At 72.3% G+C, this 21,075-nt stretch carries 18 protein-coding genes; 10 read left to right on the forward strand and 8 right to left on the reverse strand.

Features of this window, described 5'->3' with window-relative positions:
• Positions 1-50: 50 nt before the first annotated feature.
• From ACWD4A_RS08570 to ACWD4A_RS08585, 4 genes are all read right to left on the reverse strand, one after another.
• The gene (locus ACWD4A_RS08570) at positions 51-1,406 is read right to left on the reverse strand and encodes a phosphatase PAP2 family protein (protein WP_451191142.1); all 1,356 of its coding nucleotides are present in this window, start codon (positions 1,404-1,406) and stop codon (positions 51-53) included.
• Positions 1,407-1,660: 254 nt separating this feature from the next.
• Positions 1,661-2,026 (reverse strand): iron chaperone, encoded by a 366-nt coding sequence (locus ACWD4A_RS08575; RefSeq protein WP_451191145.1) that lies wholly within the window; start codon positions 2,024-2,026, stop codon positions 1,661-1,663.
• Positions 2,027-2,112: 86 nt separating this feature from the next.
• Positions 2,113-2,523, reverse strand: coding sequence for a hypothetical protein (locus tag ACWD4A_RS08580; protein ID WP_451191147.1), 411 nt, complete (start codon positions 2,521-2,523; stop codon positions 2,113-2,115).
• A 395-nt stretch (positions 2,524-2,918) separates the two neighbouring features.
• Positions 2,919-5,918, reverse strand: coding sequence for a BTAD domain-containing putative transcriptional regulator (locus ACWD4A_RS08585; protein WP_451191150.1), 3,000 nt, complete (start codon positions 5,916-5,918; stop codon positions 2,919-2,921).
• Positions 5,919-6,160: 242 nt separating this feature from the next.
• On the opposite strand from ACWD4A_RS08585, the gene ACWD4A_RS08590 reads away from it, so the two are divergent.
• Both ACWD4A_RS08590 and ACWD4A_RS08595 read left to right on the forward strand, forming a co-directional pair.
• Complete coding sequence (locus ACWD4A_RS08590; protein ID WP_451191153.1) at positions 6,161-6,619, forward strand: hypothetical protein; 459 nt, start codon at positions 6,161-6,163, stop codon at positions 6,617-6,619.
• 110 nt (positions 6,620-6,729) lie between these two features.
• Positions 6,730-7,689 (forward strand): hypothetical protein, encoded by a 960-nt coding sequence (locus ACWD4A_RS08595; protein ID WP_451191156.1) that lies wholly within the window; start codon positions 6,730-6,732, stop codon positions 7,687-7,689.
• A 5-nt stretch (positions 7,690-7,694) separates the two neighbouring features.
• Here ACWD4A_RS08595 and ACWD4A_RS08600 read toward each other — a convergent pair whose 3' ends face one another.
• Positions 7,695-8,003, reverse strand: a complete 309-nt coding sequence (locus ACWD4A_RS08600) for an Hsp20/alpha crystallin family protein (RefSeq protein WP_451191159.1) — start codon at positions 8,001-8,003, stop codon at positions 7,695-7,697.
• A gap of 192 nt (positions 8,004-8,195) precedes the next feature.
• Between ACWD4A_RS08600 and ACWD4A_RS08605 the strand changes: the two genes are divergently transcribed.
• Positions 8,196-8,669 carry a hypothetical protein gene (locus tag ACWD4A_RS08605; protein WP_451191162.1) on the forward strand — a complete coding sequence of 158 codons (474 nt, stop codon included), beginning with the start codon at positions 8,196-8,198 and terminating at the stop codon, positions 8,667-8,669.
• Between the two features lie 87 nt (positions 8,670-8,756).
• Here ACWD4A_RS08605 and ACWD4A_RS08610 read toward each other — a convergent pair whose 3' ends face one another.
• Positions 8,757-8,963, reverse strand: a complete 207-nt coding sequence (locus ACWD4A_RS08610) for a cold-shock protein (RefSeq protein WP_451191165.1) — start codon at positions 8,961-8,963, stop codon at positions 8,757-8,759.
• 291 nt (positions 8,964-9,254) lie between these two features.
• Between ACWD4A_RS08610 and ACWD4A_RS08615 the strand changes: the two genes are divergently transcribed.
• Positions 9,255-10,415 (forward strand): VIT1/CCC1 transporter family protein, encoded by a 1,161-nt coding sequence (locus tag ACWD4A_RS08615; RefSeq protein WP_451191168.1) that lies wholly within the window; start codon positions 9,255-9,257, stop codon positions 10,413-10,415.
• 45 nt (positions 10,416-10,460) lie between these two features.
• Here the strand turns inward: ACWD4A_RS08615 and ACWD4A_RS08620 are convergent, their stop codons facing one another.
• The gene (locus ACWD4A_RS08620; RefSeq protein WP_451191172.1) at positions 10,461-10,991 is read right to left on the reverse strand and encodes an N-acetyltransferase family protein; all 531 of its coding nucleotides are present in this window, start codon (positions 10,989-10,991) and stop codon (positions 10,461-10,463) included.
• 149 nt (positions 10,992-11,140) lie between these two features.
• Here ACWD4A_RS08620 and ACWD4A_RS08625 point away from each other — a divergent pair, with 149 nt between their 5' ends.
• The 5 genes from ACWD4A_RS08625 to ACWD4A_RS08645 all read left to right on the forward strand — a co-directional run bounded on the left by ACWD4A_RS08625 (position 11,141) and on the right by ACWD4A_RS08645 (position 19,102).
• Positions 11,141-11,542, forward strand: a complete 402-nt coding sequence (locus tag ACWD4A_RS08625; protein WP_451191176.1) for an effector-associated constant component EACC1 — start codon at positions 11,141-11,143, stop codon at positions 11,540-11,542.
• The gene (locus tag ACWD4A_RS08630; protein WP_451191179.1) at positions 11,539-16,092 is read left to right on the forward strand and encodes a caspase, EACC1-associated type; all 4,554 of its coding nucleotides are present in this window, start codon (positions 11,539-11,541) and stop codon (positions 16,090-16,092) included. The genes ACWD4A_RS08625 and ACWD4A_RS08630 overlap by 4 nt, the downstream gene beginning before the upstream one ends.
• Positions 16,093-16,387: 295 nt before the next feature.
• Positions 16,388-16,654, forward strand: a complete 267-nt coding sequence (locus tag ACWD4A_RS08635) for a hypothetical protein (protein ID WP_451191181.1) — start codon at positions 16,388-16,390, stop codon at positions 16,652-16,654.
• A gap of 103 nt (positions 16,655-16,757) precedes the next feature.
• Positions 16,758-18,359, forward strand: a complete 1,602-nt coding sequence (locus ACWD4A_RS08640) for a DHA2 family efflux MFS transporter permease subunit (RefSeq protein ID WP_451191184.1) — start codon at positions 16,758-16,760, stop codon at positions 18,357-18,359.
• A gap of 542 nt (positions 18,360-18,901) precedes the next feature.
• A complete protein-coding gene (locus ACWD4A_RS08645; protein ID WP_451191187.1) occupies positions 18,902-19,102 on the forward strand; it encodes a hypothetical protein in 201 nt (66 codons plus the stop codon).
• Between the two features lie 41 nt (positions 19,103-19,143).
• Here ACWD4A_RS08645 and ACWD4A_RS08650 read toward each other — a convergent pair whose 3' ends face one another.
• The gene (locus ACWD4A_RS08650) at positions 19,144-20,124 is read right to left on the reverse strand and encodes a GlxA family transcriptional regulator (RefSeq protein ID WP_451191190.1); all 981 of its coding nucleotides are present in this window, start codon (positions 20,122-20,124) and stop codon (positions 19,144-19,146) included.
• A gap of 158 nt (positions 20,125-20,282) precedes the next feature.
• On the opposite strand from ACWD4A_RS08650, the gene ACWD4A_RS08655 reads away from it, so the two are divergent.
• Complete coding sequence (locus ACWD4A_RS08655) at positions 20,283-20,996, forward strand: DJ-1/PfpI family protein (protein WP_451191193.1); 714 nt, start codon at positions 20,283-20,285, stop codon at positions 20,994-20,996.
• Positions 20,997-21,075 lie beyond the last annotated feature (79 nt).

Here is a 21,075-nt window from a genome sequence, read left to right on the forward strand (position 1 = left end):
GTCAAAGCGGGGGTCCGGAACACCGGACCCCCGCTTTGACGCGACACGACTCAGACCAGTTCGGGTTGCGGTTCCGGTTGCCGTGCCGGTGCGGCCTTCGGTTCCCACAGTTTGGTGGTCCGCACGTAGCCGTAGATCACCGAGGTCATCGCCAGGATGAGAAGGGGGCCGAACACCCACGGATGTTCGGCCATCCGCATCGGCAGATAGCGGTAGGACACCAGGAGCGCGGCGAATACCGTCGTGCCGTAGGCGACCAGCCGGATTCCGGACCGGTCCCAGCCACGGTCGAGCGAGCGCAGCGCCGTCTCGATCGTGAGCGTGAACACCACACCGGCCACGAGATCCGCGCCGTAGTGGTAGCCGAAGCCCAGCGTCGCGCCGAGCGTGGCGATCAGCCAGAACGTCCCCGCGTATCGCAGGGCCCGGGGGCCCTTGCGGGTATGGATGAAGATCGCGGTAGCCCACGCCGTGTGCAGGCTGGGCATGCAGTTGCGCGGGGTGAGTCCGTCGTACGGCACCGGGTGCGGGGCGGAGACCGGCGGCAGCGTGTGCGGCCACAGGTCGGCCACCGCCCACTGCACGCCGCCGGTGCCGGAGGTGCCCGGTCCGTAGGCGAAGACCGGTCCGACCACCGGGAAGATCATGTAGATGGCCGGCCCGAGGAGGCCGATCACCAGAAAGGTGCGCACCAGATGATGGCGCGGGAAGCGGCCCGCGGCCGCCACGTTGCGCAGCTGGTACAGCGCGACGACGATCGCGGCCACCGCCAGCTGGGCGTAGACCAGGTCGAGAAGATGGGTGCCGACCGGGGCGGTGGCTCTGAGTATCCGGCCTGCCAGCCACGACGGGTTGCCCAGCGCGTGATCAGCTGTTGCCACGTACTGGTCGAGCACCATGGGGCGGGTCTTCGCCGTGATGAGCAGCCAGGTGTCGCCGATCTTGCGGCCGGCCACCAGCAGCAGGCCCAGCCCGACGCCCTTCAGCAGCAGGACACGTTCCCGGCCGGTGCGGCGCGTGACAGCGATGACCGCACAGCCCAGCATCACCCACAACGCGCCGTTGCCGAAGAACTGGCCGTCGGGCACCTTGGCACCGACCGCCCACCGCACCAGCACGAAGACGACGTCGATGCCGATCGCGGCACCGGCCGCGACGAACCGTTGCCGCCAGGTGAGCACCACCATCATCAACGCCAGCCCGCCGTACAGCGGCCCCGGTTTGGGGGCGAAGATCACCCCTTCCGCCAGGGTGGCCATCGGCCCCGGCACGCCGCCGTAGCGACGCGCGGCGATCTCCAGCGCGACGAGGAACCCGAGGGCCACCACACCCACCGCGGCCCACAGCACCGCCCGTGGTCGACGCCACGTGGCGAACGCGATTCTGGCGTTTATTCGTGAAAACACCCGCCACACTATAGGTGTCAATTGGGTGACCGACTTTTTAGATGTTGGACGAATGGGTCACTCTCCGTGTCGACTGCTGTACACGCGTACACCAGGGAGTGGCTTCATGATCACCAGTGGCGGGCCGCAGCGGGCTTGAGGGACTGCCGTCGGGCGGATGCGCGGGGATCCCCGGGTGACCGACACGGTGCGCGCGGACCGGACGGCCGCCGGGCCCTGGACGTATCGGGCGGCACCCCGGCGGTCCGGGGGTGTCAGCAGATCCTGCCGGGCCGGGCCGCGGTGGCCTTGAGCAGCTCCCGGACCAGGTCGAAGTCGATGTTCTCCGGCCTGCGGAACCGCAGACAGCCTTTGCCCATGTCCTGGCCGGCGAGCCGTTCCTCGAACGCCTCGCGGACGTCACTGCGCATGAGGTAGAAGGAGACGTACTGTTTCTGGCTGGCGAACGCGATCTCGGCGTCGCCGTCCCGCTCGTATGCGGGCATCCCGTACGCCATGACCTCGTCGAAGCCGGCCAGCTCGTCGCGGCACAGTTGCCGCAGCCTGGTCAAGGCGGCCCTGCGTTCCTCGGGCACCTCGGTCAGGTAGTCGCCGACGTTGTTCGCCTTGCTCTGCACCATTCCATGAGGCTATGCCGGATTCGAGTGATCAGGCGCCTCGGGGGAGGTCAGCCGACCCGCCGGGTCCGGGTGTGCGGTCGAGAGATCTACCAGGTTGCGTGGAGCCGCGTGGGGCGGCGCAGGATGAGGTTGGCGGGGCGGGGGACGGGGGCGGTGGTGGTGAGGGTGAGCCGGGGCAGGGCGTGGGTGAGGGCGGTGACGGTGTGGTGGGTGACGAGGCGGGTGTACCGGGCGCCGGGGCAGTAGTGGACGCCGGCGCCGAAGTTGAGGGTGGGGGGCGTGTCGGTGCGCCGGTGGTCGAAGGTACGGGGGTCGTGGACGGCATGTGTCTCGTCGTGGGCGGCGGAACACATGAGGAGCAGGAGGCGGGCGCCTTGGGGGAGGCCGACGCCGACGAGGGCGACGGGGCGGGCGGCGAGGGCCCTCGCCGCTTGCCGGGCGCGCTGTTCGACGTGGGTGTGCCAGGGGGCGAGCTGGGTGGCGCTGGTGGGCCACACGGCGGTGAGGGCGTCGCGGTAGCGGGCGTGGACCGGGGGGTCGGTGGAGGCTGCGACGGGGACGTCCTGGACGGCGGTGTGGATCCGGGCGGCCTCGGGGTCGACGGGCTGGACGGGGTCGTAGCTGTGGGCGGGGGTGAAGGCGCGGTGCCGGTCGTGCAGGACTTCGTCGATGTCGCGATGGCGGGAGACGACCCACAGGTCGAGCTCGGGTCGTCGGCGGCGCGACCGACGACGTCATCGCCAGACGCCTGGGCCTGGGCCGCCGCACCGTCGTGCGCCGGGTCTCCGCCCTTCTGGCCGCGCTGGGCGCCACCACCCGCTTCCGGGCCGGGGCCCAGGCGGCCCGGCGCGGCTGGCTGTGAAGAACCGTCGCGGGCCGGACGGCCGGGCCGTCAGCCGGGCGGCCGGGTCCCGTCCGGGTGCTCCGGTACGGCACCCGTGGCGTCCGCCGCCGTCCCCGAAGGCCGCCTCAGCCCCCGGTACAGCTTGTCGGCCCGGGTCAGATGCGCCTCGGCCTTCGCCTCCTCGCCCACCGCCCGCAGGGCCCTGCCGAAGGCCTGGTGACTACGGGCCATCAGCAGGTGCTCCTGGGCCAGTTGAGCACCCGTCAGGGCCTGCCGCGCGGTGTCGAGAGCGGCTTCGGTGTCGCCGGTCGCCAGGAGCGCTTCGGAGAGCCGGAACAGACACTCTGTCTCGTTGCGGGCATGGCCACTGGCCCGAGCGCGTTCCAGCACCTGGCGGTACAGCCGGGCCGCCTCCGCGTGGCCGCCACCGCGCAGCAGGCTGTCCGCCTCGATCATCATCATCCTGATGAGCCACTTCTCGTCCTCGCCCCGGGTGAAGACCTCCTTCAGCTTCCGGCACATGGCCCCGATCCGGCCCAGATCCATCCGCCGGTCCGGGTTCTCGACCTCGATCTGGAGCAGGATGGTGCGCCGCCGCGCGACCAGCCTCCGGTCGCCGCTGAGCGCCGCGAGGGCCACCGACCGCTCCGCGCAGGAGCGGGCCGCCGCGAAGTCGCCGAACTGGAGCTCCAGTTGGGCCAGCATCGCCAGGGTGAACAGCACCAGCAGGAAGGGCCGGTGGCCGTCGCCCGGCGCGGGAGCGTCCCCGACGATCTCCAGGACCTTCATCAGGTGGGCCCGTGAGAGGTGCAGGGACTCGGGGGAGGAGTGCTTCTTGAGGATCACTCCCGCCGCGTAATGGGCGGTGCCCGCGACGCCCTCGCCGCAGTGTTCCAGGGCGGCCGGGACCAGAGCGGTCGCACCCTTCGCGAGCGGCCCCAGCGGCACGGTCTCCTCGAAGCAGGGCACGAGAGTGATCGTGTCGACGGCCAGCGCTATCGCGTCGGGGTCGCCGCAGGCCGCCGCCTGCTCGACGACGGCGGCCACCGTGGGCAGCGCGCCCCGCATCCACTCCAGCACGTCCCGCCCGGTGCCCACGTCCGCGCCCGCCGACCGCAGCGGGTGGATCTCCGCGGTCAGCGGTCCGGCCAGGGGCTGGGAGGCCCGTACCGCGGCCACGACACTGGCACACATGTAGTCGGCCGCGCGGCGCACCACTTCGCGCCGGTCCCGCTCGGTGAGCTCCGACTGCGCCTTCGCCCGCGCGTACGCGCCGACCAGGTCGTGGAAGTGGTAACGGCCGTGGGCGCGGGTCTCCAGGAGCACGGCGTCGACCAGCGCCTCCAGCACGTCCTCGGCGTCCTGCTCCGGCAGGCCGAGGACGGCGGCCGCGCCCTTGACGTCGAACTCCGCGCAGTGCGGGATGGACAGCGCCATGAACGCGCGGGCCTGCCGGGGAGGCAGCTGGGAGGTCGACAGCTCGAAGACCGCCTCGATCGTCAGCTCGCCCACCCGGAGCTCCCCGAGCAGCCGGGCTTGGTCCGACACACGCGTCACCAGTGTGGCGACGGTCCACGCGGGTCTGGCCGCCAGCCGGGCCCCGGCCGCACGCAGCGCCAGCGGCAGGTGGCCGCAGGCCGTCGCCAGTTCCGCGACGGCGCCCGGCTCCTCCTTGAGCCTCCGCGCCCCGCCGACCTTGCCGATCAGCTCCGCGGCGTCGTCGGGCCCCAGGCCCTCCAGGGGCACGGTGAGGGTGGCGGGCATCGCCGCCAGGGCACGGGCCGTGATCAGTACGGCGGACCGGGCGGCGCCCGGCAGCAACGGCTCGACCTGCGCCACGCTGGTGGCGTTGTCCAGCACGACCAGTACGGCGCGCTGCGACAGCATGGTGCGGAACAGTGCGGCACGGTCGGCGAGCGACACCGGGATGCGCTCGTGCGGAACGCCCAGCGCCGTCAGGAAGCCCGTCAGGACCCCGGCGGGGCCGCACGGTGTCCCGTCGGGCCCGCGCAGATTCGCGTACAACTGCCCGTCGGGATAGACCCCGGCGACCGTGTGCGCCGCGCGCAGGGCCAGCGCGGTCTTGCCGACCCCGCCCATCCCCGTGATGACCACGACGGCGTGTGCGGTACCGCCGGTGAGCGCCCGGACCAGCGCCGATATCTGGTCGTGGCGGCCGGTGAAGTCGCCCGGCGCGGGCGGAAGCTGAGCGGGTTCCCGCGGGCCCTGGACGTCCGGCCGTACCTGCGCGGCCCGTGCAGGTGCCTCCCCGGCCGGCGCGGAGGGAGCCGCGAGGAGCGCCCGGTCCTCCGCCAGGATGGCGGCGTGCAGTTTCCGGAGGGCGGGACCCGTACTGATGCCCAGCTCGTCCGCGAGCACCCGACGGGCATTGTCGTAGGCCAGCAGCGCTTCGGCGCCGCGCCCGGACCGGTAGAGCGCCAGCATCAGCGCACCGTGCAACCGCTCCCGGTACGGGTGCGCCTCAAGAGCACGCAGGATCTCCGGCACGAGCTCCGCGTTGCGCCCGCACTCCAGCAGCAGTTCCAGGCGGTGTTCCACCGCGGACGCGTGCTGCTCGGTCAGCGCGCGGCGGTGGTTCTCGGCGCCGGGGCCGGGCAGCCCCGCCAGAGCGGGGCCCCGCCACATCCCGAGGGCCTCTTCCAGACAGGCCGCGGCGGCCAGGGGATCGCCGTCCCGGGCCCGGTGCCGGGCCCGCGCGGTGAGCAGGCCGAAGTGCAGCGCGTCGACGGACTCCTCGGGAAGCCGCAGCACGTATCCGGCAGCCGTGGTTCCGATGACCGAGGACGGGCGCCCGCCGCCGCTCGCGGCCACCCGGTCGATGTGCGTGCGCAGCCGGTACACGTAGTTCATGACCACGCGCCGGGCGGAGGACGGCGGGTCGTCGTGGTACAGCCCGTCGATCAGCTCGTCGATGGTCAGCAGGCTGCCGGCGCGCAGCGCCAGGGCCGCCAGTACGGTCTGCGGCCCCGGCGCTCCGGGCCGGGTGGCCGTCCCCTGAGCGGAGACGAACTGGACGGGACCGAGCAAACGGATGCGGGTTCCCTCGTACGACGCGGGCAATTGAGATGTCTCCCCTTATCCCGACGGATGGCTGATGATCATATGGGGAGTCCGGCCCGGGGCCCCAGGGAGGCAGGCCGGAAAACATCTGTTCCCTGTGTGGCTCCTCTTCCTAGCGTGTCCCCTCGCGAGACCCGGCCTGAAAGAGACCCGATCCGATCCGGCCTCTCGCAGCGCACCTTCCGCCTGCCGCGACGAAGGGAAACAACATGTTCTCCAAGCTCGTTGCACGGACAGCAGCAGTGGGGGCGGTGGCGGCCCTGGGAGTCCTGGGTCTCGCCACGACGCCCGCGAGCGCACGGAGCGACAACATCAACCAGTGGGACACCAGCCGGTGCGACACCGTGAACTGGTTCTGCCTCTACTACTCACCCGACGCCAACGGAGCGAGCTTCGGTTACCCGCACGCCGACGCCAACGTCCACGACCTGTTGAACTACCGCTTCGCGAGTGGTGGGACGGGCGGCGGCCAGGTCGTCGGCAACAACGCCGCCTCCGCCGAGAACGCCTCCTGGTGCAACGTGGGTATCTGGTACCACGCGAACTTCACGGGAGACAGCAACTGGCTCTTCCCCTGGAAGGGCGGCAACCTCACCTCCTACATGAGGAACAACGAGAGATCCATCGCGGTGGACGACGCCACGCACGCCAACTGCAAGGTGGTCTGAGCCCGCGGAACGGCCCGAACGGCACCCGTGGTGCCCCTCCGGCATGCGCTTCCGGCGTGCGCCGGGCGGGCACCACCCCAGGAACGGGACCTCTCACCATGCCGATCACCATGCCGACACGACGCGCCCCACGAGCCCTGCTGGCCGCCGCCGCGACAACCACGATCGTCGTGACCGCCGCATGCTCGGCCGACGGCGGCACCACCCGGCAGGACGGGCGGCCCGCGCCGGTCCCGACGGCGACGGCGCGGGCCGCCTCCGCGGGCCTGCCCATCGAGGACTACATGCTCACCGCCGACCAGTCGGTGCGATACCAGTACGTCACCGATGCCGTCATCAGGGACTGCATGCGCCGCCACGGCCTCGACTACCCCGAGGCGGCCACCTCGCTCCCCGCCCCGGACAGCTTCGCTGTCCAGAGCCGGACGGTGATGTTCCGCCGGTACGGGGTGACGGACGAGGCGACCGCGCGGCAGTGGGGCTACCACGTCCCCCACGACACCGGCCCCGCCACGCCGTCCGGGCCTCCCCCCACCCTGACCCCCGGGGAACGCCGCACCCTGCTCGGCACCGAAGGCGGAGGCCCGTCCGCCACGGCCCGCGACCGCGTCCCGTCCGGCGGCTGCGTGGGCGAGGCCACCCGCGAGGTCAACGGCGACACCCCGGCCGAACTCCAGCCCGGACACGGCGACCTGGGCATCGTGCCCGAGATCAAGAGCCGCAGCTTCCGCGCCTCGCTCGCGGACCGGCGCGTCCTCGCCGCCTTCTCGTCATGGTCGTCCTGCATGGGCCGTCGCGGGTACCACGTGAGTGCCCCCCTCGAAGCCGCCGACGGGCTGCCCTCGCTCAAGGACAGCCGGCCCAGTGCCGGGGAGATCGCGCAGGCCGGGGCCGACGTCGCGTGCAAGAACGAAACCGGCCTCGTCACCACCTGGCACGCAGTGGAGGCCGAGTACCAGAGCGCCTCCATCAAGGAGCACGCCGGAGAACTCGACCGCGCCCGCCGCGCCCGCGACACCCAGACCCGCAACATCCAGCGGCTGCTCGAGAAGTTCCCGCCCAGCGGGTGAATCCGTCAGCCGGCGCGACGGACGGGAACGGTACGGGTGGCCGGTTCCTCCCCGGCCGTGCGGGGGACGGTCACGGTGAGGATGCCGTCCCGGTATTCGGCCGCAGGGCCCTCCTCCGGAATCGGGAACGGCAGCCGGACAGTGCGCTCGAACGAGCCGTAGCGGAATTCCGAGTGCTTTTTGTCCTCGGCGCTCTCGGCGCTCTCGGTGCTCTCGGTGCGCACGGTCAGGGAGTCGCCCGCGACCGTGATCTCGACACGGCCTCCTCTCCCGGCGGCGCTCGGCCGTCGCTCACGTGTCTCTTCCTCCACCATCCCTCAGCGGCGCGATCGGGGCACGGGAGACCCGGCGCGTATCAGGGGAACCCGGTACGACGGCGCACGCCGAGGCGCGCGCAACCGGGTTTACGACACCCTGACACGCCCTCCTGCACCGGATGTCCTGACAACGCTCCTACGCTGTTTTCGGTGGCCTCCACACCGTCGAAAACCGTCGAAAGGAGTGCCATGGCACAAGTGGACGGGTCTGCTCTCGAACCCCCTTACGGTGAGCGGGCCCTGGTGCAGAGCACGGCGTGGCTGCTCGTGCTGCTGGCCCTGAGCATGGAGGTCTTCCACCAGTCGTGGAAGCCCCTGGCCATCGCCGCGGGAGCGATCGTCCTGGTCAGCACCGGGCTCGCCATGCGACTGCAGAACGTCAACCTCGTCGCGTTCCTGAAGAAGACGGGAATCTGGTTCGCTCTGATCATCGTCGTGCTCGTCGTGGAACTGGGAATCCACGACCACTGGGACATCGACGCGGCGACCGGCAGACAGGTCACGACGGCGACGGTGCTCGTCATGATCGGAGACCTGGTCGCGGAGGTCCGTGACCACATGAGCGCGAGGGTCGCCGTGCATCAGCAGAACGACCGGATCCGTGATTCCGTCAACACCATCGGGCTGGTGATCGAGAAGATCCGGCACCGGTCAGCACGGTGAAGGCCGCGCGCGTCGGCGAATTCGGCCGGCCATGGAGGGCTCGTGCACGGGTGGGCCCGCCCCTGTCAGGCGGGCCCACCCGACGGCCTACTCGACGATGTGCACGTGCTCGGCGTGCACCTCGTCACTGCCGTTCACCGCGACATACGTAACCCGCAGGCCCTCGGTGAGGAACGTGCCCCCTTCGATGGCCTGGCGGCGGACCAGGACCTCGCGACCGTCGTCCCCGGTGATGTATCCGTACCCCCTGGCCTGGTTGAACCACTTGACCACGCCGCTGACTCGTTCCCCCATCGGCCCTGCCTTCCGTACGGAGCTGCGTCGACCACATGTGGCGGTGTTCCCGCACCGGCACGGCTGAACGCGCCGGTGTGCACTGAACGTTCGGCACCGGCCGAAAGTGCCGCGCAGCTCCGGCGCGCGAGCGGCCCGCGAGCCGGGCCGTCGGCGTCGGGCGGCATCCCTTCGCCATGAGGGGTAAACCGAGGTATTTTGGACATGTTCCAAGTGGGGACGTCTGGAAAGCGAACCGGGCGGTGTGGAGCGCCCCCGTGCCGCCCGGCGGCCGGGCAGGAGATCCACACCATGAACGCCGACACACGCCGGACGCACCGCAACGGCACCGACGCCCAGGCGGCCGCACGTTACCGGGACCTGCTCCGCTCCGAACGGCAGGGCGCGGCCCTGTACCGAGGGCTCGCCGCGAGTGCCACCGGCGAACAACAGCGGATCTTCCTGGAACTGGCCTCGGTGGAGGAACGGCACGCCGCCCACTGGGCGGACAGGCTCACCGCCCTCGGCGCGCACGTCCCCGAACCCCGCCCGCCGGGCCCGCGCACCAGGCTGCTGTCCTGGCTGGCCCGCCGGTTCTCCGTCGACGCGGTGCTGCCGTTCGTCGAGCGCGCCGAACACTCCGACGCCGGACTGTACGAGGGCGACCCCGACGCCGCGCCGGGGATGGCCGCCGACGAGCGTTCGCACGCCCGCGTCCTGACCCGGCTGCGGGACGAGTCGGGGGCCGGCACCGGCGAGGGAGGCCGGGCGATCGCCCGGCGCGAGCGCTGGCACCGCGGCGACCGCTCCGGGGCGCTGCGCGCCGCCGTGTTCGGCGTCAACGACGGCCTGGTCTCCAACGCCTCCCTGGTCATGGGCTTCGCCGGATCCGGGGCGGCGGGCACGACCATCCTGTTCGCCGGAGTCGCCGGCCTGCTCGCCGGCGCATTCTCGATGGCCGCCGGCGAGTACATCTCCATGCGCAGTCAACGGGAAGCCTACGAACGCGAAATCGCCCTGGAGGCCGAGGAACTGCGCGACGACCCCGAAGCCGAGGCCGAGGAGCTCGCGCTGATCTACCGCGCCAAGGGCCTGGACGCCGGCGAGGCGCAGCGCGTCGCCACGACCATCATGAAGGACCAGGGCGCCGCCCTCGACACCATGGCCCGCGAGGAACTCGGGCTCGACCCCGAGGAACTCGGCTCACCCTGGTCGGCCGCCTTCTCCAGCCTCGTCGCCTTCGCCCTCGGCGCGGTCGTCGTCGTCCTTCCTTACCTGTTCGGTTCCGGCACCGCCGCACTCGTCACCGCGATCGCCCTGGCCGCCACCGCCCTGTTCGCCGTCGGCTCCGCCCTCGGACTGCTGAACGGCAGGACGGCCCTGCGCTCCGGAGCCCGCCAGCTCCTCGTCGGCTCCGGCGCCGCCCTGGCCGTCTACGTCATCGGCCACGTGATCGGCGCCGGCCGGATCTGACACCTCTGCCCCGCCGTCGCCGCCGCCCGTCCGCCGACGCGACGCTCAGCTCAGCGCCTTCTCCAGCCAGGCCACGTCCCAGTAGGTGCCGAACTTGCGGCCGACCTCGCGGTGGATGCCCGCGGGGTGGAAGCCGAAGCGCTCGTGGAGGCGCATCGACGCCTCGTTGGGCTGGGTGATCACCGCGTACGCGCGGTGCACGTCCTCGTCGGCCAGGGCCTCGAAGAGGGCACGGTAGAGCAGGGGGCCGATGCCGCGGCCCGTGTGCCCGGGAGCCAGGTAGATGCTGGTCTCCACCGAGGTCTCGTAGGCCTGCTTGGGGCGCAGGGGGCTGCTGGTGGCGTAGCCCAGCAGGTGGCCCGCTTCCTCGGCGACCAGCAGCCGGTGCCGGCCGGTGGCCGGGTGGTCGGCCAGCCACTGCCTGCGGTTCTCGACGGTGACGGGCTCGAGGTCGAACGTGACGGGGGTGCCGACCACATAGTGGTTGTACACCTCGGTGAGGCGTTCCAGATCGGCCTCCGCGCCCGGCCGTATCCGTATGCCGATCCCGGTGTTCACCGTGGTGTCCTGGCGCATGGGCCACTCCCTTCTCGAAGGGGGCACTGTACGCACGCCGTGTTACAGAAACATGTCGGAATATGTCCCGACGCCGGACCACCGAGGCCCCGGATACGGGTCCCGTCAAGACATTCCCACCGGCCCCTGGCCTTCACTACGATCACAGCATGCAGGCCACCATCATCGTGGAAAGCGTGAACGGCCCCGCGGGGTCGGATGACTTACGGCGTTGGCTCGGTGGGCAGCCGGCGCTGCGCGGCCGGATCCGCAGACAGCCGGACGGGCCGGCGCCCGGGACCATGGGAGCCGCGAGCGACGTGGTACTGGCGGCCCTCGAACCGGGGGGAGTGGCCGCCGCGTTCGCCGGTGCCGTGGTCGCCTGGGTACGGACGCGCCGCGGCAGCCAGACGGTGACGGTCACCCGGCCCGACGGCACGCGGTTCACCCTCAGCACCACCCAGGTCAAGGGGCTCGACGCCCGGCAGGCGGCCGATCTCGCCCAGCGGCTGGCCGCCACGCTGGAGGGCGGGGACGGCGAAGCGCCGCCCGTCGCCCCGCCGCGGCCATGACCAGCAGCGCGACGGCGGCCCGTACGACCGGCCTGGCCGCACCCGGCACCCGCGCCGTGCTCGTCGGAACCGGCAGCCACGCACCCGGCTCCGCCCTCCCCGCGCTGCCCGGCGTCGACACGACGCTCGACGACCTGGCCCGCGTCCTCCACGACGTGTGCGGCATGCCGGAGGACCGCATACGCCGGGTGCCCGCTGACGCCACCGGGTCCGACGTGCTCGCCGCCGTGGAACAGGCGGTCGCCGAGGCCACCGGCACGGTGCTCTTCTGCTACACGGGCCACGGCCTGCTCGGGCCCGGCGACGAACTCTACCTCGCCACCCACGCCACCACCGCCGAGGACAAGATCGCCTACGGTGTGCCGTACCGCGTCGTCAAGGACCTGCTCGGCGGGGTCGTCGGCGGCAGCATCGTGGTCCTCGACTGCTGCTTCTCCGGGCGCGCGGCGGCCCCCGGAGCCGACGGTCCGCGTGGCGTGTTCGACTCGGCGCTCCCCGACGGCAGCTTCCTGCTCACCTCCGCCTCCGACTTCGCCGTGTCCTACGCACCCGAGGGGGAGCGGCACACCCTCTTCGGCGGCCGGCTGCTGCACCTGCTGGAAGAGGGCGACCCGTCCGGCCCGCCCCTGCTGACGATGGACGACGTCCACGCGTTCCTCGACCGGGCCTTCCGGAACGGGCCGGTACGCCCGCACCGGCACAGCGCGGGCACCCTGGGCGCACTGGTCGTCGCACCGAACCGCGCGTACCGCCCGGAACTCCCGTCGGCCGCGCTGCCCCCGGCCGACGTGCCCTGCCCGTACCCCGGCATGGAACCCTTCCGGCCCGAGGACCACGCCCACTTCTTCGGCCGCGAGGACGTCACCGGGCGACTCCTCGACGCCGTCTGCGCCCCCGGGGCGGACGGCCGTCCGCTCGTCCTCGTCGGCTCCTCAGGCGCGGGCAAGTCCTCACTGCTGCGCGCGGGACTGCTCGCAGGACTGGACCACCGCCGCGGAGCGGGACGCCCCGACGTCCCCTGGCCCGCCCTGCTGCTGCCCGCCCCCGGCCCGCACCCCCTGCGGACCCTCGCCGAACGCTGGGCCCACGCCACAGGCCACCCCGCCGACGAGGTCCACGAGGCGCTGGCCGCCGGGGAACGACTCCCCGCACCCCGGCCCGGGTTCCCGGCCTGCCGACTGCTCGTCGTGGACCAGTTCGAGGAAACCTTCACCCGCTGCACGGACCCGGAGGAACGCGCCCGGTTCATAGGCGCGTTGTGCGCCGCCGAGGACGACCCGGCCGTACGCCCCCGGGTCGTCCTCGGGCTGCGCGCCGACCACTACGGCAGCTGCCTGGCCCACCCGGAGCTCGTACGGGCCCTGGAGCGCGGCCAGTTCACCGTCCCGCCCATGGGCGGGAAAGCACTGCGGGCCGCCATCGAACGGCCCGCCCTCGCCGCCGGACTCACCCTGGAGGACGGCCTCGTCGACCGCCTCCTCGCCGACCTGTGGCAGGACCCCGGCGCGGACGGCCCGGCCGACGAGGCCCCGGAGGCCACCGCGCTGCCCTTCCTCGCCCACGCCCTGCGCGAGACCTGGCTGCGCCGCTCCGGCGCCGCCCTCACCCTGGCCGGGTACCAGGCGACCGGCGGCATCCGGCAGTCCGTCGCCACCACCACCGAAGCCCTCTACCAGGACCTGGACGCGCCCGGCCGTACCGCACTGCGGGAACTCCTCCTGCGCATGATCCAGTTGACCGCGAGTGCCGAGGCCGTACGCCGCCGCGTCGAACTGCCCGACCTGCTCGCCGGACGCCCGGAGGACGGCAGGCGGATCGTCACGGACGTGTGCGACCGCCTCGCCGCCGCCCGGCTGGTGACCGTCGACCAAGGCGGCGCCCAGATCTCCCACGAAGCCCTGCTGCGCGCCTGGCCCCGGCTGCGCTCCTGGATCCGCGAGGCGACGGCCGAACTCCTCGCCCACCAGCAGCTGTCCGAGGCCGCGACGGCCTGGGAGGAACACGGCCGCGACCCCGGCTATCTCTACACCCGCGGCCGCCTCGAACAGATCCGGCCCTGGCTGACCGAAGCGGGGGAGCCCGGCCCGAGCATCGCGCTGACCGCGACGGAACGGGCCTTCGCCGAGGCCGGTGTGCGGGCGGCGCGGCGCACCCGGCGCCGCCGCGTGGCCTTCGCCGCCGTGGCGGCCTGCCTGGCGCTGCTGCTCACCGGCGTCGGCACGTTCGCCGTCATCGAACGGGGCCGGTCGCAGCAGCGGGCGGCGGTGCTGGACTCCAAGCTCATCGCCGGACAGGCGGAGGCCATGCGCCCGCTGGACGCCACCGCGGCGCTCGACCTGAGCCTCGCGGCCTATCGCGCCGCGCCCACGGTCGAGGCGCGCACGAGCCTGCTGCGGAGCGCGCTGGCCCCGGTGACGCGCGGTCTGACGGGACATACGGGCGAGGTCGTGAAGCTGGCGTTCCACAAGGACGGGAAGGCGCTGGCGAGTTCGTCCAAGGACGGCACCGTACGCCTGTGGGACTTCAGCGACCCGTACCGGCCGGTCTCGGGACCCGTACTGAGGACCGGTGGTTCCGTGGCCGCCGCCTGGCGTCCCGACGGCCGTTACCTCGTCGGGGCCACCCGGGACGCGCTCTTCGTCTGGGACACGGCCGACGCCCTCCACCCCCGGCAGGTGGCCAGGGTGCCCGCGGGGCGCGACGAGGTCTCCCGCGGCGTCGCCTTCAGCCCGGACGGCCGCACGTTCGCGGTACCGGTCCAGAACGGGCGTGTGTGGCTGTGGGACGTGAGCGATCCCGTCCACCCGGTGTCCACCTCGGTCCAGATCGCCGAGGACAAGACGGACAGGATCGTCGGGGAGGTGGCCTACAGCCCGGACGGCCGTGTGCTCGCCGCGTCGGTGCAGGACGAATCCCTGCGGCTGCTGGACACCGGCCAGGCCCGGACGCTCAAGCCGCTCGCCACGGTGAAGGACGCCTCGGTGTTCTCCCTGGCCTTCCGGCCCGGCGGGCGGCTGCTGGTCGGAGGGGGCAAGGAAAGGCCGAAGAGCTGGGACACGACGGACCCGGCGCATCCCCAGGAGCAGAAAAATAACGGCCTGTCATACAGCTCTGGATTCTTCAAGTCCCTCGCCTTTCGCCCCGACGGGCAGTTCCTGGCGGTAGCGGGCTGGTCGGACCGGAAGGCCTATACCTTCGACTTCAGCAAGCGCTACTTTGACCCGGCCGGGGACGTACCGGTCGGCGGCAAGGCGGGTTCCATCGCCTACCAGCCCGACGGACGGGGCATGGTGGTCGGCGACGATGCCGGCCACATCACCCTGCGCGAGGCCCCGGCGCGATCGGTTCCGGGAACGATCGTGGCTCCGGGGGAGGCGCCGGGCAAGGGATTCGATCCGGCCGCGCGCCATGTGGTGACAGGCGAGGGCGACGGGAAGAGCCCGGTGGAGATCTGGGACGTCGGCGGTCTGGGCGTCCCGAAGCGGGTCGCCCGGCTGCCGCGGCCGTGGGACAAGGCCACGCTCGTCGCGCACGGCCGGATTCTCCTCAGCCAGAGCGGCGACTACACCCGGTTGAAGCTGTGGCACTTCGACGACGGCCGGCTGCGGCCCGGGTACGAGTTCGTGGTGCCTGGCGGTTCGGTGCGGGACGAGGATCCGGTGGAGGTCGGCGTGGACGGTGCCGGAACCCTGCTCTCCTTGCGCGGCCCGTCCGAGAAGACGATCGGGCTCTGGGACATCCACGACATCGACCGTCCGGAACGGGTCGGGCAGGTGCCCTGGCCCGAGAGCGACGGCCGGATCGAGACCGGCTTCGTGGGGCCGCGTGTGCTGGTGGTGATGACTCCACGGGCAACGCAGCTGTGGGATGTCCGCGACGCCCGGCACCCTCGGCTGGCGGCCACGGTGAAGGAGCGGCCGTCAGCGATGTTCGGCGGCTCCGGCGGAGCCTTCCTGGTGAGCAAGGAGCCCACGAGCTCGGTCGAGGAGCCGAACGCACATGTATGGGCCGTGGCCGACAACGGTGCCGCACGGCTGACCGGTTCGATCGACGAGCGGGACTGGTCGGCGTCCGCCCTCGCCTCCGACCACACCTTGGCCACCCTCTCCAAGGAGGGACGGCCGATGCTGTGGGACCTGCGGAAGCCTCAGCTGCACGGCGTCCCGCTGCCGGGCCCCGCGTCCAAGATGCAGATCCTGCATGTCTCCCGGGACCGCCGGCTGCTGGTGGCCTCGAACTACGAAGGCTTCCTCGGGGTGTGGCGCGTCTCCGATCCGGATGGTTCCCGTCCTGGTGGTGACGACGAACAACTCGTGCTGTCCGATGGATCGCAGAATGCGAAAGTCGTCGAGGTGAGCCCTGAGGGCGACCTCTTCCTGGAAACGACGAGCGGAAGTCCCCTCAAAGCCTTCGGTGTCAAGAGCCTTGCGGTGAGTACCGACTTCGACCGCCTCACCCGCACCCTGTGCGCGGTCCGTACGGCGCCGATGCCGGGCAAGCAGTGGAAGGAGCTGCTGCCCGGTGTGGACTACCGGGACGCCTGCCGGTGACTGCCGCGACAGCGTTTGGCCCGGTTCCCGCCCCGGTCGCCGCATTCCGTGGCTCTGCTTCTAGGCTGCCTCCATGCTTGATCGAATAATGAAGCGCCCGGCAAGGCTGGCCATGGTCACGTCGGCTGTGGCCCTGTTACTGAGTGCTGCGGTTGCCTGCGGTACCGGCTCGGTTTCCCAGGCCGACCCGACACCGACGTCCGTGTCGTCGGCCCCGCGGTCGGCCACGGCGAAGGCGGAGGTGAGCCCGGACGAGGAGTCCGCACCTGCTGAACGTGCCGAGGAAGCGCGGTCAGTGCCCCGAGCGCCCGAGGACGGAAGCGCGGACTCTCCCGGTCGGCACGACGGCAGCAACTACGACCGCCTCTCGCCGGAGGGCCGAGAAGCGCACGACACCGAGAACTGTGCCAAGATCCCCGGCAAGAAGAAGGGCAGCTGCAACGAGCTGCACCGCAAATGCCGGGAGAGCGGAGCCACGGCCGTCTCCTCGAAGGGCGAAGAACTCACCTGCCGGACTTCCCCGAAAGACGGTCGACTGCGCTGGCTGACCGCAGGTGAATGATCCGCATCTTCCATCCGTGTGGGGGACGGGAGGTGTCCCCGTCCGCCGTCCCGGGAAGCGGCGCAGACATGAACCTCCACCGGCGTGACACGGGGCCCTCCGCGTGAGCGGGACCGCCGTGCCGCGGCAACCACGGCATACGACCGCGCTGGCCGTCGTGTCGAGCTCGGTCTTCATGGCCATGCTCGACAACCTCGCCATGAACAACGCCCTGCCCCGCATCGGCGCCGAAATGGGCCTCGGCGTCAGCGGACTGCAATGGGTCGTCGCCGGATACACCCTGACCTTCGCCGCCTGCCTGCTCTCCGGCAGCGTCCTCGGCGACCGGCTCGGACAGCGGCGCTCCTTCGTCGGCGGAGTGCTGGTCTTCTGCGCGGGCTCCGCGATCAGCGCGCTCGCCACGAACTGGGCCTGCCTCGTGACCGGACGCGTCGTCCAGGGCCTCGGCGCCGCCGTCCTGATGCCCGCGAGCATGGCCCTGCTGCGGCACGTCTACACCGACCCCCGGCGCCGCACGCGCGCCATGGGCATCCGGGGCGGGGCGGGCGGCCTCGGCGTCGCCCTCGGACCCACCGTCGGCGGTCCCCTCGTGGACGCCTTCGGCTGGCGCAGCGTCATGTGGATCAACATCCCGATCGGGCTGGCCGTGGCCCTGCTCGCGCTGCGCGCCCTGCCGCGCGTCCCCCCGGCACCCGCCCGCTGGGACCCCCTCGGCCAGGCCCTGGCCGTGACCGGCTCGGGCAGCCTCGTCCACGCCCTGGTCCAGGGCCCCGTGGACGGCTGGACGTCGCCCGCCGTCCTCGCCACGCTGGGCCTGGCGGCCGTCGCCCTGCCCGCCTTCGTCGTCGCCGAGTCGCGCGCGGCCGCCCCGATGCTCGACGTCCGCCTGCTCCGCGACCGGGTGCCGGCCGCGGCCTCCCTCGCCTACTTCACCGCCGGCCTGGGACTCTTCGGCGCCGTTTTCTTCCTCACCCTGTACCTCCAGGACATCCTCCACTGGTCCCCGACGGGCGCCGGACTGGTGTTCCTCTGCGCCTCCGCCTTCATCGTCCTGGCGGCACCCGCGGCCGGACTGCTCTGCGCCCGCAGCGGCCCCCGCCTGCCCCTGGTGACCGGACTCGCGCTCTGCGTCGTCTCCCTGCTCGGCCTGAGCCGCAACGGCGTCCACGCCTCGTTCGGCGACTACGGCCGGCTGCTGCCCCTCCTCGGCACCGGCGTCGGCCTCACCTTCGTCTCCGCCGTCATCGCCGCCGTCCAGCGCGCCTCCCTCAGCCGCACGGCCATGACCTCCGCCCTCATGGACACCCTGCGGGAACTCGGGGGAGTCGTCGGCGTCGCCGCCCTCGGCGCAGTCCTCACCGGCCGGATGCGCCCGGCCCTGTACGAGCGGGCGACCGCCGCCGGACTCCCCGACGGGATCGCCCACGACCTGGCCCGGTCGGTGATCCGGCACGGCCCCGCCGCGAGTCTCCACGCCACGGCCCCCGGCCCGGCGGACGTGGCTCGCGCCTGGGTGGCGGAGGCGTTCGTCGAAGGACTGCAACTGGCCCTGACCTGCGGGGCGTTCGTACTTCTCGGCGCCACCGCCGCCGTGGCGCTGCTGCTGCGGGGCGCCTCCGAGGCCGCCGTCATCGAGCCCGCCGTCATCGAACCCGCCGCCATCGAGCAGGCACCCCCTCCCGCGCCCTCCGCCGAGCACTCATGACCGGTACGGCGGTCCGGTCCAGAGCGTCAGTGCCAGCTCGCAGGCCCGGTCGGGCCCGCGCCGACGACGAGCACATCGGCGGCCCTGTCCACGCCCATGCCAGTCACCCCACCACCTTTTGAGGACGGCGGCTCACCGCAACCGCTGCTCGGACACCACCGCACTGCGCGTCCGTGCCGCCGCGGCCCGCGCCGCCGCCGACCGCTTGTCGGCCTCACGCTTCCGCAGCTTCCCCGCCTTTCGCTCGGCGCAGGCATACTGCTGCCTCTTGTGCGTCAACTGGACCCGATACGACGCGGCACCCACTCATGGCCCCCTGCACTGCAGTACCGTGCGACCTTCCCGAGCCTATGCTCAGCCCGCACCGTCGGCCCCGCGCTCGTCGGGAAGATCGGTCCTCGCGAACAGGCCCACCCTTGGTACCTGGAACACGGAAGCGCGGCGCGGTCACCTGTTCGTCGTACCTGGATGTCGTACGCCGGGCCGGGACCTGGGCTAATGGGCTCGTACCCCGACGTGTGCTCGATGCCGGAAGGTCGGTCATGGCTAGAAACAGGGACGCGAACAAGAAGGAGACCGCCGCCGAGGGAGCGCGTGCGCGGACCCCCGAGCGGGGGCGCGCCGCGGCGGGGCGTCCGGAGGAGGCGATGGCCCAGACGATCTCCGACTGGGAAGAGGAAGGCGGTGCCCTGCCCGACCCCACGCCGCGCGCACGCCGGACGGGCGGACACCGCGATCGCTGAAGCCGTCGCCGTCCCCCGTCACCCCGTACGCCGCGCCCCGGCTACACGCCGACTGCCGCCTCGGGAGCCGGAGTCGACCGGAACGCCATGCGGTAGCCGCCGGGGCTCGTGCCGAGCAGGCGGCGGAAGTGGACGCGCAGCGTCACGGGGGAGCCGAAGCCGGACAGGGTGGCTATCTGCTCGACCGGCAGGTCGGTGGTCTCCAGGAGGACCCGGGCACGGTGCACCCGGGCCCTGAGGAACCACCGCATCGGCGAGGTCCCCAGCTGTGTGCGGAAGTGCCGGTTGAGGCTGCGCACGCTCACGTTCGCGTGCCGGGCGATCTCGTCGAGGGTGAGGGCACGGTGCACGTTCCGCTGCATCCACTCCAGCGTGGGGTGGAGGTTCGCGCTGTCGTCCACGGGTGTGGCCGTACTGATGAACTGCGCCTGCCCGCCCTCCCGTTGCAGCGGCATCACCACGAGGCGCGCCGCGTCGGCGGCAACCGCCGCGCCGTGGTCCGTCCGCACCAGGTGCAGGCACAGGTCCAGGCCCGCGGCGACCCCCGCGGAGGTGAGCAGCCGGCCGTGGTCCACGTACAGCACCGCGGGATCCACCTCGACCCGCGGATAGCGGCGGGCCAGCTCGTCCGCGGTGGCCCAGTGGGTCGTCACGCGCAGCCCGTCCAGCAGCCCGGCCGCCGCCAGTACGAACGCCCCGGTGCAGATCGACGCGATCCGCGCCCCGCGCCGGTCGGCCTCGCGCAACAGGGCGAGCAGCTCGGGAGCGGGCTCCAGCGTGATGTCGTCCACCCCCGGGACGACGACGGTGTCCGCGTCGAGCGCGTCCTCCAGGCCGTACGGTGCCCGGAGGTCGAAGCAGCGCACCCCCGCCGCGAAGACCGTCGCGTCGCGCGGCGCGCACACGCGCACCTCGTAGGCCGCCGAGCCGTCCGGCAGGCGCGCGCTCGCGAAGACCTGACAGGCCGTGGTGACATCGAAACCCGCCATCCCGTCCGGGGCGACGACAGCGACAACATGCATGGCCAGAACGTATCCCAACCCGGCATTTCTCCTTCTGTCGAGGTCCCCGCGGAGCGACGAAGCTGATCTTGTTCGATGAATGGATTCGATGAACGGAACAGAGAGCAGGGGGAACAGTGCGTCGCAGGGATCTACTGAAAACGGCGGCGGTGCCCGCCGTGGCGGGCGCTCTCGGACTGGGGGGCGGCACCGCCTTCGCGGCCGACACCGCGGCACGGCCAGCCGCGGCACGACCGGCCGCGGCCGCGCGGACCGGGCCGCTGCGCGTACAGGTCGTCATGTTCGACGGCGTGGAGGAGCAGGACTTCATCGGCCCGTACGAGGTGTTCGCGGCGGCCAAGCGCTTCCGCGGCGCGGCCGTCGAGACGACGTACGTGGCCCTCGACGGCCCCCGGACCGTCGAGGCCGCCTACGGCTCCAAGATCACCGTCGACCACGGCTGGGCGCCCGACGCGGCCGACGTCCTCGTGGTGCCCGGCGGGGGCAGCGGGGTGAAGGAGGGCGTCCCCGGCGTCGACCAGGAGGTGCGCCGCGGTGCCCTGCCCCGCGCCATCGCCGCGGCCAGGCGCCCCGGGCTGACCATCGCGGGCGTGTGCACCGGCGCCTTCCTGCTGTCCGCCGCCGGGATCACCAAGGGCCGCCCCTGCACCACCCACCACAAGCTGAAGGACGAGCTGCAGAAGCAGGGCGGAATCGTCCGCAACGCCCGCGTCGTCGACGACGGCGACCTGGTCACCTCCGGGGGCATCACCTCCGGCATCGACCTGGCCCTGTGGGTCGTGCAGCGCGAACTCGGCTCCGACCTCGCCGTCGACATGGAGGACATCCTGGAGCACGAGCGGCGCGGCGCGGTCTGGCGCAGCGCCGCCTGACCCACCGCCGCGCCCCGCATCGCCCTGGTGTGCAAGGGGCGTTCACCGCCGCGCGGTACGCTCGGTCCGTTTCGGCTGC

The organism is Streptomyces sp. NPDC002537, assembly GCF_053594975.1.

Coding starts and splice junctions, on each gene's coding strand:
- ACWD4A_RS08575 (WP_451191145.1), bottom strand. CDS start 2,026: ATGGTGCAGAGCAAGGCGAACAACGTCGGCGACTACCTGACCGAGGTG.
- ACWD4A_RS08610 (WP_451191165.1), bottom strand. CDS start 8,963: ATGGGGGAACGAGTCAGCGGCGTGGTCAAGTGGTTCAACCAGGCCAGG.
- ACWD4A_RS08600 (WP_451191159.1), bottom strand. CDS start 8,003: ATGGTGGAGGAAGAGACACGTGAGCGACGGCCGAGCGCCGCCGGGAGA.
- ACWD4A_RS08645 (WP_451191187.1), top strand. CDS start 18,902: ATGGCTAGAAACAGGGACGCGAACAAGAAGGAGACCGCCGCCGAGGGA.
- ACWD4A_RS08590 (WP_451191153.1), top strand. CDS start 6,161: ATGTTCTCCAAGCTCGTTGCACGGACAGCAGCAGTGGGGGCGGTGGCG.
- ACWD4A_RS08620 (WP_451191172.1), bottom strand. CDS start 10,991: ATGCGCCAGGACACCACGGTGAACACCGGGATCGGCATACGGATACGG.
- ACWD4A_RS08630 (WP_451191179.1), top strand. CDS start 11,539: ATGACCAGCAGCGCGACGGCGGCCCGTACGACCGGCCTGGCCGCACCC.
- ACWD4A_RS08605 (WP_451191162.1), top strand. CDS start 8,196: ATGGCACAAGTGGACGGGTCTGCTCTCGAACCCCCTTACGGTGAGCGG.
- ACWD4A_RS08615 (WP_451191168.1), top strand. CDS start 9,255: ATGAACGCCGACACACGCCGGACGCACCGCAACGGCACCGACGCCCAG.
- ACWD4A_RS08650 (WP_451191190.1), bottom strand. CDS start 20,124: ATGCATGTTGTCGCTGTCGTCGCCCCGGACGGGATGGCGGGTTTCGAT.
- ACWD4A_RS08595 (WP_451191156.1), top strand. CDS start 6,730: ATGCCGACACGACGCGCCCCACGAGCCCTGCTGGCCGCCGCCGCGACA.
- ACWD4A_RS08625 (WP_451191176.1), top strand. CDS start 11,141: ATGCAGGCCACCATCATCGTGGAAAGCGTGAACGGCCCCGCGGGGTCG.